Consider the following 13,906-nt stretch of genomic DNA (forward strand, 5'->3'; position numbering starts at 1 on the left):
GTCACGCAGCGGTCCGCGCCGGGCCGGCACCATGCCCCGGCGCGGACCTGTCACGCCCCGGCGTCGGGCTGACGTGCCGACCCGACGTCGGGTCACCGGCCCGGGCCAAAAGGTCTGGAGTCGGGTCCGGCGGCGGATGACGGACCCGGGCGGCGACCGGGGGCCACCCCCGTCGAGTTGGCCATCCTGGTGCCGGCGATCCTCGTACTGCTCTTCGCCTCGATCCAGGTGGCGGCGATCTTCCTGGCCCGGTCGGCCGCGTTGGCCGCCGCCCAGCAGGCGGTCACCGCCCAACGCATGCTCGACGCCGAACCGGGCGCCGGCCAGGAACGCGCCGCACAGTTCCTGGCCCAGCCGGCCGGAGAGTGGCTGGTCGACGCGGTGACCGAACCGCCGGTGATCACCTACGACAACGGCGACCCGGCGGCCGTGGAGTTCACCGTACGGGGGCGGGCTCTCTCGCTCGTGCCGTGGCTCGACCTGACCGTGGTGGAAACCGCCCACGGCACCGTCGAACGGTTCACCGACGAATGACAGCCGTACGGTCCACCCGCCGCAGACCCGAGAGCGGATCGGTCTCCGTCGAGGTCGCCATCCTCACCCCGGCGTTCCTACTGCTGATGGTGCTGGCGGCGATCGCGGGGCGGACCGCCCTCGCGCAGAGCACCCTCCAGATGGCGGCGCACGACGCGGCGCGGGCCGCGTCGATCTCGCGTACCGCCACCGTCGCCGCCGACCAGGCCCGGAACGCCGCCCAGCAGCGGCTGGACTGGGAGGGCCTGCGCTGTACGGGCCAACCCGACGTGCAGTTGTCGGGCTGGATCGCCGGCCAGGGGACGGTCGGGTTCGCCGAGGTGTTCGACGAGGACACCATCGGCGAGGCCGCGTCGGTGACCGTACGGGTCTCGTGCGAGGTGACGTTCGCCGACCTGGCCCGGCCCGCCGACGTACCCGGGTCGCGGATCGTCGCGGCGACCTTCACCTCCGCGGTCGACAGTTACCGGGGGCGCGGATGAAGGGCGTCCGGGCCGACAGCGGGCGGGTGAGCGTGTTCGTCGCCGTCGCCATCGGTGCCGTGCTGCTGATCGTCGGCCTCGTCGTCGACGGCGTCGGCCGGCTCCGGACCCAGCAGCTCGCCGACAACATCGCCGCCGAGGCGGCCCGCACCGGCGGGCAGCAGATCGACCGGGCGGCGGCGGTCGCCGGTGGCGCCAAGGTCGTCGACGTCGACGAGGCGGTCGCCGCCGCCGAGGCGTACGTCGACGGGTTCGCCCTGCCCGACAACATCACCGCCACCCGGACGGCGGAGCCGGTGGCGGACGACGGCACCCGGCTACGGGTGACCGTGACACTCACCTACCAGCCGGTGATGCTCACCTTCCTCGGCGCCGACGTGGGGACGGTCACCGGCCAGGCCACCGCCGTACTACTCACCGAGGAACCGTAGGGAGGCAGCGCCGTGACCGAGCGGAGCGAGGAGATCCCATGACCGGAACCCGAGTCTCAGTGCCGCGCCGGATCGGCCAGGTCCTGACCGGGCTGGGGGCGCTCGTCGTACTGATCGCCCTGCTCTTCGGCGCACCGGCGGCGCTGATCGCCGTGGCCGGCAATCCACTGCCCGACCATCTGCCGACGTTCGCCGAGGTGACCGACGCCCTGACCAGCCGCGACGACGGCCAGCTGTTCCTGCGGGCGCTGGCGGTGGTGGGCTGGCTGGGCTGGGCGACGTTCGCGCTGTCCGTGCTCGTCGAACTGCCGGCCCGGGCGCTGCGCCGACCCGCGCCGAGGTTGCCCGGAATGCGGCGGCAGCAGCGGATCGCGGCGGCGCTGGTCGGCACGGTCGCCATGGTCGTCGTGGCCGCGCCGGCCGCGACGGCCGCCACCGCCGGCCCGACGGTCACCCACGCGACCGTGACGACTGCGGCTCCACAATGGCTGGTGCCACCGGTCACCACCCCCGGCCCGGCGGTGGTGGAGACGACCGGAGACAACCGGTCGGCCGTGGTCTACCGGGTGGAGCGTGGCGACTACCTGGGGCACATCGCCGACCGTTATCTCGGCGACTTCGACGACTACCAGGAGATCGCCGCGCTCAACGAGGTCCGCGACCCGAACCGGATCCGGCCCGGGCAGACGCTGCGGCTGCCGGACCACGCGGTGGACCGGGGATCACGCGCGCACGCGACCGGAACGGGATCGGTCCCGGCGACACCGCCGCCGGCCGCCCCGACACCGGAGTCGCCGCAGCAGCCGACGCCGGAGCAGCCCGCACCGAACCAGCCCGCACCGGACCAGCCGCCAGCGGCGGAGACCCCCTCGCAGCGGCCGACGACGAGTTTCGCGGGCGGCGCGGCGGGCCGCCCGGGAGGACCGGACACGGCGAACCGTCCGCTCGCGGTGACCGCGGTGATCGCCGCGGCCAGCATCGTCGGCGCGCAGATCGGCATGCTGATGGGGCTACGCCGCCGGCCGGCAAAGGCCCAGTCGGCCGACACCGGACGGCACCGGCGGGACTGACACCCACGTCGGGAGGAAATCGGCGCGGGCGAGTACCGAGACGGCCGGCCGGGGGGCGCGGACACCGGAATGCCGGCTGCCCGGCACGTCGTCAGGGCAGCTGGGCCTGGACCATGCCGTCGACCACCCGGGAGCGCAGCAGCTGCTGGTCGGTCGCCGCCGGCCCGTGTACCGCCTCGCCGTTGGTGAGCTCGAACGTGCTGCCGTGCCACGGGCAGACGACGCAGGCCCGCCCCTCGATCCGGGTCAGGCTGCCCTCGCTGAGCGGCCCGTTCTGGTGCGCGCACCGCTCGAGCATGACGGTGATGTCGTCGCCGTCGCGGTAGACGAGCACCCGTACGTCGTCGATTATTCGGCTGACCAGCTGGTCTTCGGGCAGCGACGTCAGATCGGCGACCGGATGCCAGCCGTCGCTGATCCGGTGCAGCTGCGGAACCGCCTGGTTCACCCCGGCCGCCTGCTTGTAGGCCAGGTGCCCGCCGAGGTACGCCCCGCCGCTGGCGGCCGCGAATCCGAGGTAGGCCAGGCCCCGGCCGGCGCCGTGCCGGCCGGTGAGCCGGGCGGCGAACGAGCCCGCGTAAAGCACCAGGGCGATCTGGTTGGCGACGGCGTGTACCAGGCCGACCCGGCGCTGCTCCCGGGACAGGGACGCCCAGTCGTTGAGTCCGGTGATCGCGGCCGGCACGGCGCCGGCGACGCCGACCCCGGTCAGGACGGTGGCGGCGCGGCGTTGGCCGCGCAGCAGGTCCAGTACGGCGACGCTTGTCCAGGCCCCGACCGGCACCTGAACCAGGGCCGGGTGGAGGGGGTGGCCGAGCCAGACCCCGTGTAACGCGTCACGCAGGCGACGGGCCCGCATGATCGACATGACCCGCCGCTGGACGGAGTCGCCCAGCCGGTCCAGCCGCGACGCCCGTTCGATTCTGGTCAGCAGTTCTCGCACGGCACGGGATTCCCCTCGTCGACCAGCCCAAACCCGGCACGCCCCGGTGCGGTCGGGCATGGTGGCGGGCCGGCGGGGTACCTGACGGTCATGCGAGTCGCAATCACCGGAGCCACCGGAAACGTCGGAACCGCACTGTTGCGCCGCCTGGCGGCCGAGCCGGACGTCGAGGTCGTCGGCCTGGCCCGCCGGCCACCGAAGCCGGGATCGGGTGCGCCGTACGACGGCGTCGAGTGGCATGCCGTCGACATCGGCGACGACTCGACCCCGGACCGGCTCGCTCCGCGGTTGGAGGGCGTGGATGCGGTCGTACACCTGGCCTGGCAGATCCAGCCGAGCCACGACCGGCGGCGGTTGTGGCGTACGAACGTCACCGGCAGCCGGCATGTCGTGGAGTCGATGCTGCGGGCCGGGGTGACGAAGCTGGTGTACGCCTCGTCGGTCGGTGCCTACGCGCCGGGTCCGAAGGACCGCGGTGTCGACGAGACGTGGCCGACCACGGGGGTGCGCCGGTCGTCGTACAGCGTCGACAAGGTGGCGGTCGAACGGATGCTCGACCGGTTCGAACGGGAGCGGTCGAGGCTGCGGGTGGTACGGATGCGTACGGCGTTGGTCTTCCAGGGCGACGCCGGGGCCGAAATCGGGCGGTTCTTCGTCGGACCGCTGGTGCCGCGGGGGCTGCTGCGCCCGGGGCGGGTGCCGGTCGTACCGCGTAATGCCCGGCTGCGGGCGCAGACCGTGCATGCCGACGACGCCGCGCAGGCGTACCTGATGGCTCTTCGCCGGGAGGTGACCGGGGCGTTCAACATCGCGGGCGAGCCGCCGCTCGACGGTGCGCTGCTCGCTGCGGAACTCGGCGCCCGGACGGTGCCGGTACCGGTACCGGTGCTGCGGGCGGCGGCCGCACTGAGCTGGCATGCCCGGCTTCAACCGACCGAGCCGGGCTGGATCGACCTGGCCGCGGGGGCGCCGCTGATGGACTGTTCCCGGGCCGGGGACCTGCTCGGGTGGACCCCGCGGCATGACGCGCGGGCGACGTTGCGGGAGCTGCTCGCGGGAATGGCGGAAGGTGGGGGTGCGCCGAGTCCCGCGCTGCGGCCGACGGGCCGGCGGCTGGCGACCGGGCTGCCCGGCCACGGAAACCCCGGCTGATGGGAGCTGAAGATCCGCGTGATCAGGGGTTCTGTGGCCGGACACGCCGACGACACGCTCGACGTACTCCCTGATCACGCGGATCTTGGAGGGCCTGCCGTGGTCGGCGGCACCTGACCGGGTCCCTTCGGCGGGTACCACCGACCACGGCTCGTCGCCCCCGGCGGCGACGGTCAAAGCGGCGACGGGGCCACGGCGACCGGTCCACGACCGGACCGGCCGCCGCGTGCTCAGTCGATCCGCAGCCAGACGGCGGTGTCCGGTGGCAGGAGTTCGCCGTCGAGCGGGCCGCTGGCGAGCAGGCACGACCGGTGCTCGGGCAACACGACCGAGCCGGTGGAGAGGTTGACCACGCAGGCGAATCCGGGATCGCGGGCGAAGGCGAGCACCCCGTCGGGCGCCGGCAGCCAGCGCAGCGTGCCGTCGCCGAGGCTGGGCTCGGTACGCCGGATCCGGATCGCGTCGCGATACAACTCGAGCATCGAGTGCGGGTCACCGGTCTGGGCCTGTACGGTGCGGTCCTTCCAGTCCGCCGGTTGCGGCAGCCAGGGCGGGCTGGTCGCGCCGGCCGGGCTGAATCCGAACGGCGCGGCGTCGCCCGACCACGGCAGCGGCACCCGACAGCCGTCGCGCCCGTGGCCGGACCGCGCCCACATCGGGTCCTGGCGCAGCGCCTCGGGGATGTCCTCGACCTCCCACAGCCCCAGTTCCTCGCCCTGGTAGACGTAGGTGGCGCCGGGCAGTGACAGGGTCAGCAGCGCACCGGCGCGGGCCCGGCGGGTGCCGAGCTCGAGGTCGGTGACGACCCCCTGCCGCTTCTTGGCGAAGCTGAAGGTGGTGTCCGCGCGGCCGTAGCGGGTGACGTGACGGGTGACGTCGTGGTTGGACAGCACCCAGGTGGCGGGCGCGCCGACCAGGGCGTGTGCTTCCAGGGTGGCGTCGACACAGGCCCGGAGCAGGTCCGGGTCCCAGGCGCAGCCGAGGAACTCGAAGTTGAACGCGGTGTGCAGTTCGTCGGGGCGCAGATAGTCGGCGAACCGGCGGGTGTCGGGCAGCCACACCTCGCCGATCAGGATCCGGTCGCCGGGGTATCCGTCGGTGATCCGCCGCCAGGACCGGTAGACGTCGTGGACCTCGTCGAGGTCGACGTACGGGCTGGGTCGGTCGTCGTGGTGGTCGGGCAGGGCCGGGTGCTTGAGCAGCAGGGCGGCCGAGTCGATCCGGACGCCGTCGACCCCGCGGTCGAGCCAGAAACGCAGGATGCTCTCGAATTCGGCGCGGACCTTCGGGTGGTCCCAGTTGAGGTCCGGCTGCTCGGGGCTGAAGAGGTGCAGGTACCAGTCGCCCGGGGTGCCGTCGGGGTTGGTGGTGCGGGTCCAGGTGCCGCCGCCGAACTCCGAGCGCCAGTTGTTCGGTGGCTCGTCGCCGTTCGGGCCACGTCCCGGGCGGAACCAGAAAAGGTCGCGCTCGGGTGCGTCGGGTCCGCCGGCGAGCGCCGCCTGGAACCACGGGTGCGCGTCGGAGCAGTGGTTGGGCACCACATCGACGATGATCCGGATGTTCGCGGCGTGCGCCTCTTCGATGAGCGCCTCGGCCTCGGCCAGGGTGCCGAAGATCGGGTCGATGTCGCGGTAGTCCGACACGTCGTAGCCGGCGTCGGCCATCGGTGACGGATACCACGGGCTCAGCCAGATCGCGTCGACGCCGAGCGCGGACAGGTGGTCCAGGTGGGCACGGATGCCGGCGATGTCGCCGACACCGTCGCCACCGCCGTCGGCGAAGCTGCGCGGATAGACCTGGTAGATCACCGCGCCGCGCCACCACGGGTCGCCGTCTGCTGTGGACACGGGCACCTGCTTTCTCAGTTCGGCGGTACGGTCGCCGGGCTCGTCCGAGCACGGTCGGCCAGGCGGTCCTCGGTGACCGCCGCGGATGGGGGGTCTTGCTCAGCCCTTCATCGATCCGGCGGAGAGTCCGCCGATGATGCTGCGCTGGAAGATCAGGAAGATGATGATCATCGGGATGCTGGCGATCACCAGGCCGGCCATCATCTCGGTGGGCGGCACCTGGCTGGTGTTGGACAGTCGGCTGAGCGCGACGCTGATGGTCTGGACCTCGGTGTCCTGCAGGACCAGCAGCGGCCAGAGGAAGTCCTTCCAGATGCCGATGACCGCGAAGATCGACACGACTCCGAGCACCGGCCGGGACAGCGGCAGCACGATGTGCCAGAGCACCCGTAGCCGGCCGGCGCCGTCGAGGCTGGCCGAGTCGAGCAGGTCGTTCGGGATCTGGTCGAAGAACCGCTTGAGTACGTAGATGTTGAACGCGTTCGCGGCCGCCGGCAGCCAGAGCGCCCACGGGGTGTTGAGCAGGTTGACCCCGAAGATCGGCACGTCGGCGACGGTGAGGTAGGCGGGGATGAGCAGCGCCGCCGCCGGCAGCATCAGGCTGGCCAGCATCAGTCCGAGCACCAGCTTGCCGAAGATCGGCCGCAGTTTCGACAGGGCGTACGCCACGCCGACGTCGACGACGAGTTGGATGAGCCAGCCGCCGACCGCGTAGAAGACGGTGTTGCCGAAGTACCGGGCGATGTTCATCCGGTCCCATGCCAGCGCGTAGTTCTGCGGCTCGAACGTCTCGGGGATGAACGTCGGTGGGGTCAGGGCGAACTCGGCCGGTTCCTTCACCGCCCCGGTGACCATCCAGTAGAGCGGGAACAGGAACACCAGGCTGAACAGGATGGTGACGACGGTCAGGACGCTGAAGTAGACCACCTTGCCCCGCGTACGACGCAGCTCGGTGTCGGAGATCAGGGTCCGGCCGGCGCCGTGGTCGCCGGCCGGCCGGGGCCGCCGTCGGGCCGGTGCCGGGTCGGCGAGCTTCGGCAGCGGTGGTCGGGACGGAGCGGTGATCGTCATGACGGGCCCCTCATTCCGCGGTACGGGTGAGCCGGAGGTAGAGCGCGGAGAAGGCGCCCAGTACGACGAAGAGCAGCACGCTCATGGCCGCGGCCAGCCCGAAGTCGTTGTTGACGGTGAAGGCGTAGCGGTAGATCAGCACCATCACCGTGACGGTGTCGGGGTTGGTGGTGCCGGTGAGCTGGAACGGTTCGATGAAGACCTGCATCGTCGCGATGATCTGCATCAGCAGCAGGACGAGCATGATGAACCGCAGCTGCGGGATGGTGACGTGGCGCAGCCGCTGCCAGATCGTGGCACCGTCGAGTTCGGCGGCCTCGTAGAGTTCGCCCGGGATGCTCTGTAGCGCGGCGAGGTACATCAGGGTGGCGCCGCCCAGATTGGCCCAGGTCGACACCAGGACCAGCGAGATCATGGCGGTGCTCGACGACTGCGTCCATTGCGATCCGGGCAGGCCGACGCCGTTCAGGATGGTGTTGAACAGGCCGTTCCCAGGGTCGTAGAAGTACTTGAAGAGGAGTACGACCACGATCGGCGGCAGCATCACCGGGAGGTAGACGGCGACCCGGAAGAAGCCCTTGAAGTGCCGGAGTTCGTTGAGTAGCACCGCGATCGCCAGCGGTACGAGATACCCGAAGACCAACGCCAGGCCGGTGAAGACGATGGTGTTCTTCCACGCCGTCCAGAAGAGCGGGTCGGCGAAGAGGGCCCGGAAGTTGTCCAGCCCCACCCAGTACGGGTCGGTGACGAAGTTGACCTGCTGGAAGCTCAGCACCACGCCACGTACCAGCGGATACCACGAGAAGAGCGCGAAGCAGGCGATGCCGGCCGCCATGAAGGCGTACGCCAGGAGGTTGTCCTGGATCTTCCGGCGAAGCTGGGCGCGTCGCGATTCGCGGAGTCCGGCCTCGATGACCGCCATCGGACGACCTTTCGTTGATTGTCGGTGCTGTCGGTTGGCCGGTTCCGGGCCGCCGCCACGCACCCCGGCGTGGCGGCGGCCCGGCGCGGTCTACTGGACCGTGGCGAGGATCGTGTTGACCTGCTTCTCGGCGTCGGTGAGCAGGGCGCCGATGTCGGCGTTGGCGTCGGTGAGGACCTTCTGCATCGCGACGTCGAGCACCGCGTAGATCTGCTGTGCGTTCGGCGGTTCGAGCTTGACCGGAATGCCGGGTGCGGCGCTGATGAACGGCGCGTAGTTCTGCTGCGGCACGTTGGCGTGCTGCTTGTCGGCCTCGGCCTGCTTCTGGGCGGCGGCGCCGGTCCAGATCGCCGGCTCGGGCAGCCCGACGACGTTCTTGTTCGCCGCGGCCCACTGGTTCTCCGCCGCGATCCGGTCGGGGTTGTTGAACCAGAAGGTCAGCCACTTCAGGCCGGCGCGGATCTTCTCCGGGGTGGCCTTGGCGTTGAACATGTAGCCTTCGCCGCCGCCGAGGGTGCCCTTCCCGTCCGGGATCGGCCCGAGGCCGTAGTCGGCGAAGTTGCCCTTGTACTGGTTGACGATCGTCGGGATGTTGTCGGCGGTCGCGACGTACATGCCGAGCTTGCCGGCGCCCATCATCTGGAGCAGGTCGGCCCATTCCAGCAGCTGCCGCTCGCCCATGCTCTTGTCGGCCCAGCGCATGTCCTTGAGCTGCTGCAGGACCTGCCGGCCCTGGTCGTTGTTGAACGCGGCCTTCCAGATGCCACCCTCGTTGACGGCGATGTCACCGCCGACGGAGTACATCTCGGCGGTGAAGTGCCAGCCGCCGGTGTTGCTCTTGCTGTATTCGCCGTAGCCGACGTGCCCGTCGCCGAGGGCGGCGATCTTCTGGGCGGCGGTGCGGACCTCGGCCCAGGTCTTCGGCGGGTTGTCGGGCTCCAGACCGGCCTTGGTGAACAGTGCCCGGTTGTAGAGCAGGCCCAGCGAGTAGTTCTTGTAGGGCAGGCCGTACACCTTGCCGTCGGCGTCCGAGAAGATCTTCATCAGCTCGGGCTTGATCTGGGCGACGGCCGGGAACTCCCCGGTGTACTTCGAGATGTCGGCGACCTGGCGCTTGGCGATCAGGTTGGCCGGGTCGGTGAAGTAGACGTAGAAGACGTCTTCGAGCTGGCCACCGGCGAGCTTCGCGGTGAACGTCTGCGGGTCCATCTTGCCCTCGCGGGCGTCGATGTCGATGTCGGGGTTCTGCTTCTCGAACTCGGCGACCATTTCGAGGAACCGGGCGTGGTTGGCGGCTTCGGTGGCCGGGGGCAGGCCGTTGACCGTGATGGTGACCTTGCCGTCGGCCGGCTTGTCGTCGTCGCTGCCGCAGGCCGCGGCGGACAGTCCGACCCCGGCGACGAGCAGCAGCCCGACGGCGCTGCGCAGCCTGGATCTGTTCATGGACGGACACCCTTCCTGGGGTTGGGCATGCGGAATCGGTGGTGGGTGTGACGCGGCTCTCGAAAGTGCCGTGTTTCGTGGCGATGACGATACAAAGGCGTACTCGTGAGCGCAAGAAGTCGACTGTGTTCAGAAAATCTGCGACTGATCTTGAGAACGTCGCCCCTGGCACGCGAAGAGGGGCGGACCGTAACGGTCCGCCCCTCTTCGTCCAGGTATTCAGTCCTGCGGCAACCTCACCGGCCGGGCACCGGCGCGGTCGAACCGCGCACCACCAACTCCGGCTCGAACAGCAACTCGTCGGTGGTCACCCCGACCCCCTCGATCTGGGTGACGAGCAGGTCCACCGCGGCCTGCCCCATCGTCTCGATCGGCTGACGCACCGTGGTCAGCGGCGGATCGGTGCAGGTCATGAAGGCCGAGTCGTCGAAGCCGACCACCGAGACGTCCTCCGGCACCCGGCGGCCCATCCGGCGCGCGGCCCGGATCGTGCCGAGCGCCAGCACGTCGCTGGCACAGACGATCCCGGTCACCCCGCGGTCGATGAGCTTCGACGCGGCGACCCGCGCGCCCTCCATCGAGAAGCTCGACCGGGCCACGTTCTCGGTCTCCTCGGGCTGCCCGGCCCAGCCCGCCGCGGCGACCATCGCGGCGAGCTTGCGGCGCGACGGCACGTGGTCCTCGGGTCCGAGCACGAGACCGACCCGCTCGTGCCCGAGCGAGCGCAGATGTCCGTACGCCTGCTCGACCGCGACCGCGTCGTCGGTCGAGACGGTCGGGAAGCCCAGTTCGTCGACCCCGGCGTTGACCAGCACCACCGGCAGGCCACGGTCGGTCAGCCGGCGGTAGTGGTCGTGCTTGGCGTCGGCCAGCGCGTAGAGACCGCCCGCGAAGATCACCCCGGACACCTGGTGGTCCAGCAGCATCTCGACGTAGTCCATTTCAGACACGCCGCCGATGGTGCGGGCGCAGAGCGCCGGGGTGAAGCCGCGCTGGGCCAGCGAGCCGGTCACCACCTCGGCCAGCGCCGGGAAGATCGGATTCTGCAACTCGGGCAACACCAGGCCGACCAGCCGGGCCCGCTCGCCGCGCAGCTTGGTCGGCCGCTCGTAGCCGAGGACGTCCAGCGCGGTCAGCACCGCCGTACGGGTGGCGTCGGACACGCCCTCGCGACCGTTGAGCACGCGGCTCACCGTCGCCTCGCTGACCCGGGCCTTCTTGGCAACCTCGGTGAGTCGTCTCGTCACGGCCGCAATCGTACGTCAATCTTTTGCAAAAATTGCACCGGGTGTTGTCATGCTGCGCAAGAAGCGACGCGTAGGTGGCAGATCCGTGCAGTCCCCGTCACCGGCCGAGATCCGGGAGCGCCCCCTCGATCGCCCGGTGGAACGTCGGGTACGTGTAGATCATGCTGCGCAGCCGGTCCACCGGCACCTCGCCGTGCACGGCCACGAGCAACCCGCTCAGCACCTCACCGCCCGACGGGCCCGCCGACGTGCCACCCACCAGCACTCCCCGCTCCGCGTCGGCGATCAGCTTGACGAAGCCGTCCGACCGGTTGATCCAGCCCCGGGTCGAGTTCGACAACGGGTTGAACCCCACCCGTACGTCGATTCCCCGCTCGCGGGCCTGCGCCTCGGTGAGCCCCACCGCGCCGACCTCCGGATCGGTGAACGTGACCCGGGGCAGCGCCCGGTAGTCGGCCGGCGGCCCGTCCTGACCGAGGATGTCGCGGATCGCGATTCCGGCCTCGTACATCGCCATGTGGGTGAACGCCCCGTGGCCGGCGACGTCCCCGACGGCCCAGATGCCGTCCCCGGCCCGCATCCGGTCGTCGACCGTCAGGAACCGGGCGTCCGGATCGAGGCCCACCGAAGGCAGCCCCAGTTCGCCCAGCCGCGCCTGGCGACCGGTCGCCACCAGCAACTGCTCCGCGGTCACCGGATCGGCTCCGGCCAGGTGCACGGTGAACCCGTCGGCGTCGTGCCCGACCCGTTCGACACGTACCCCGGTGTGGATCTCGACACCGTCGCGGCGCAGCGCGTCCGCCAGGAGTTCCGACGACTCCGGCTCCTCGACCGCGAGCAGCCGCGGATTGGCCTCGACCACGGTGACCCGTACACCGAACCGGGCGAAGACCTGGGCGAGTTCGAGCCCGATCGCCCCGCCGCCGAGTACGGCCAACGAGCCGGGCAACCGCTCGACCTCGATCGCCTCCCGGTTCGTCCAGTACGGCGTGTCCCGAAGCCCGTCGATCGGCGGCACGGAGGCGGCGGTACCGGTTGCGATCACCACGCCCCGGGTGGCCCGGAAGACGTCGTCGCCGACCCGGACCCGGCCTGGTCCGGCCAGGGTGCCGCGACCGCGTACCAGCCGGGCGCCCTTGCCGGTCAGCCGGTCGACGGCGGCCGCGTCGTTCCAGTGGTCGGTCGCGTCCTCGCGGATCCGCCGGGCCACCGGCGCCCAGTCGGGGGTCACCGTCGCCCGGCCGGCCAGGCCGTCGACCCGGCGCGCCTCGGCGAGCGCGTTGGCCGCCCGGATCATCATCTTGCTCGGTACGCAGCCCCAGTAGGGACACTCGCCGCCGACCAGGCGGCTCTCGACCCCGACGACGGACAGCCCGGCTTCGGCCAGCCGGCCGGCCACCTCCTCGCCGCCGACACCGAGTCCGAGCACAACGACGTCCACCACTGCCGGTTCACCCATTTCGCCAGCATCCCACCCCGCCAAGATCCCCGTGATCAGGGATCGTGTCGCGCGTGTCGCCGGCGGGTCGCGGTCCGTACTCCCTGATCACCACGATCTTGCGGCGCGGACCGGGCCGGGGCCGGGACGCCGGGGCCGGGGCGGCGGGGCGGCGGCCCCGGGCCGGCGGCGGAAATGGCGTGGCCGGCCGGTACGCCCGGTCGTAGCGTCTGCCGGATGGACGGACGGGTGGATGAGCGGTTCGCCGCGGTACGGGACGTGTTCGCCGGCCTGCTCGACTCCGGTGCGGAAACGGGCGCCGGCGTCGCGGTGTGGCACGACGGCCGGCTGGTGGTCGACCTCACCGGCGGCTGGCGCGACCCCGGCCGCCGGCAACTGTGGACCTCCGACACCCTGGTCAACGTCTATTCCGTCGGCAAGCCGTTCGCCGCGCTCTGCCTGCTGCTGCTCGTCGAACGGGGGCGGGTCGGACTCGACGATCCGGTCGCCCGGCACTGGCCGGAGTTCACCGCCGGGGCCACCGTCCGGCAGGTGCTCGCGCACACCGCCGGCCTGCCGATGTTCCCGGTGCCCCGGCCGGCGGAGGCGTACGGCGACTGGGCGCTGCTCACCGCCGATCTCGCCGCCGCCGAGCCCCGCTGGACACCGGGTACGGCCGCCGCCGAGCACGCGTTGACGTACGGGCATCTGGTCGGTGAGCTGGTACGCCGCGTCGACGGGCGGTCGATCGGCCGGTTCCTGGCCGACGAGATCGCCGGTCCGTGGCGGCTCGACCTGGCCTTCGGCCTGTCCCCGGCCGACCAGCGGCGGTGTGCCGATGTCGGGTACGGCCGGCCGGACTGGGCGGCGACGATGCTCGGCGCGCCGGGTTCGCTGCGGCGGCTCGGGTTGGGCAATCCGGCCGGCGCCCTCGATCCCGGGGTGGTGAACAGCCCGCTGTGGCGGGAGGCGGAGGTGCCCGCGGTCAACCTGCACGCGACCGCGACGGGTGTCGCCCGGTGCTACGCCGGGCTGCTGGCCGGCGGCACGCTGGACGGCGTACGGCTGTTCGGCCCGGACACCGTCGCGGAGCTGCTCCGGGTCCAGTACGACGGCCCGGACCTGCTGCTCGACCGACCGGTGAGGTGGTCGCTGGGCATGCAGGTCGACGACGGCGACTGGGGCATGGGCGGGATCGGGGGAAATGTCGGCTACGCCGATCCGGGGCGCGGCTTCGCGTTCGCGTACGTCACCCGCCACCTGGCCGACTTCGACCGGGTCGACGCCCTGACCGAGGCGGTGATCGGCTGCCTGTGACCACCGCAA

General features: G+C 71.4%; 13 protein-coding genes. 6 read left to right on the forward strand and 7 right to left on the reverse strand.

Annotated elements, in window-relative coordinates:
- Window positions 1-177 precede the first annotated feature (177 nt).
- Genes Prubr_RS11140 through Prubr_RS11155 form a run of 4 tightly spaced genes read left to right on the forward strand, consistent with a single transcriptional unit; the run spans window position 178 to window position 2,517 of the window.
- Window positions 178-534, forward strand: coding sequence for a pilus assembly protein (locus Prubr_RS11140; RefSeq protein ID WP_246568554.1), 357 nt, complete (start codon window positions 178-180; stop codon window positions 532-534).
- On the forward strand, window positions 531-1,016 hold the full coding sequence (locus tag Prubr_RS11145; protein WP_212824634.1) for a TadE/TadG family type IV pilus assembly protein: 486 nt from the start codon (window positions 531-533) through the stop codon (window positions 1,014-1,016). The genes Prubr_RS11140 and Prubr_RS11145 overlap by 4 nt, the downstream gene beginning before the upstream one ends.
- On the forward strand, window positions 1,013-1,447 hold the full coding sequence (locus Prubr_RS11150; protein WP_212824636.1) for a hypothetical protein: 435 nt from the start codon (window positions 1,013-1,015) through the stop codon (window positions 1,445-1,447). The genes Prubr_RS11145 and Prubr_RS11150 overlap by 4 nt, the downstream gene beginning before the upstream one ends.
- 38 nt (window positions 1,448-1,485) lie before the next feature.
- The gene (locus Prubr_RS11155; protein WP_212824638.1) at window positions 1,486-2,517 is read left to right on the forward strand and encodes a LysM peptidoglycan-binding domain-containing protein; all 1,032 of its coding nucleotides are present in this window, start codon (window positions 1,486-1,488) and stop codon (window positions 2,515-2,517) included.
- A 91-nt stretch (window positions 2,518-2,608) separates the two neighbouring features.
- On the opposite strand, the gene Prubr_RS11160 is transcribed toward Prubr_RS11155, so the two are convergent.
- Window positions 2,609-3,460, reverse strand: coding sequence for a Rieske (2Fe-2S) protein (locus Prubr_RS11160; RefSeq protein ID WP_212824640.1), 852 nt, complete (start codon window positions 3,458-3,460; stop codon window positions 2,609-2,611).
- A gap of 90 nt (window positions 3,461-3,550) precedes the next feature.
- Between Prubr_RS11160 and Prubr_RS11165 the strand changes: the two genes are divergently transcribed.
- Window positions 3,551-4,612 carry an NAD-dependent epimerase/dehydratase family protein gene (locus Prubr_RS11165; protein ID WP_212824642.1) on the forward strand — a complete coding sequence of 354 codons (1,062 nt, stop codon included), beginning with the start codon at window positions 3,551-3,553 and terminating at the stop codon, window positions 4,610-4,612.
- A gap of 230 nt (window positions 4,613-4,842) precedes the next feature.
- On the opposite strand, the gene Prubr_RS11170 is transcribed toward Prubr_RS11165, so the two are convergent.
- The 6 genes from Prubr_RS11170 to Prubr_RS11195 all read right to left on the reverse strand — a co-directional run bounded on the left by Prubr_RS11170 (window position 4,843) and on the right by Prubr_RS11195 (window position 12,601).
- The gene (locus tag Prubr_RS11170; RefSeq protein WP_246568556.1) at window positions 4,843-6,459 is read right to left on the reverse strand and encodes a glycoside hydrolase family 13 protein; all 1,617 of its coding nucleotides are present in this window, start codon (window positions 6,457-6,459) and stop codon (window positions 4,843-4,845) included.
- 99 nt (window positions 6,460-6,558) lie between these two features.
- Entirely contained in the window at window positions 6,559-7,530 is a 972-nt protein-coding gene (locus tag Prubr_RS11175) for a carbohydrate ABC transporter permease (RefSeq protein WP_212824644.1), read from the reverse strand.
- Window positions 7,531-7,540: 10 nt separating this feature from the next.
- Window positions 7,541-8,452: a carbohydrate ABC transporter permease gene (locus Prubr_RS37965; protein ID WP_212824646.1), complete on the reverse strand. Its 912-nt coding sequence runs from the start codon at window positions 8,450-8,452 to the stop codon at window positions 7,541-7,543.
- A 90-nt stretch (window positions 8,453-8,542) separates the two neighbouring features.
- Complete coding sequence (locus tag Prubr_RS11185) at window positions 8,543-9,895, reverse strand: ABC transporter substrate-binding protein (RefSeq protein WP_212824648.1); 1,353 nt, start codon at window positions 9,893-9,895, stop codon at window positions 8,543-8,545.
- Between the two features lie 236 nt (window positions 9,896-10,131).
- A complete protein-coding gene (locus Prubr_RS11190) occupies window positions 10,132-11,142 on the reverse strand; it encodes a LacI family DNA-binding transcriptional regulator (protein WP_212824650.1) in 1,011 nt (336 codons plus the stop codon).
- 97 nt (window positions 11,143-11,239) lie between these two features.
- Entirely contained in the window at window positions 11,240-12,601 is a 1,362-nt protein-coding gene (locus tag Prubr_RS11195; RefSeq protein ID WP_212824652.1) for a dihydrolipoyl dehydrogenase family protein, read from the reverse strand.
- 216 nt (window positions 12,602-12,817) lie between these two features.
- On the opposite strand from Prubr_RS11195, the gene Prubr_RS11200 reads away from it, so the two are divergent.
- Window positions 12,818-13,897 (forward strand): serine hydrolase domain-containing protein, encoded by a 1,080-nt coding sequence (locus tag Prubr_RS11200; protein WP_246568558.1) that lies wholly within the window; start codon window positions 12,818-12,820, stop codon window positions 13,895-13,897.
- Window positions 13,898-13,906 lie beyond the last annotated feature (9 nt).

It is taken from the genome of Polymorphospora rubra, from assembly GCF_018324255.1.
GTDB classification, from domain to species: domain Bacteria; phylum Actinomycetota; class Actinomycetes; order Mycobacteriales; family Micromonosporaceae; genus Polymorphospora; species Polymorphospora rubra.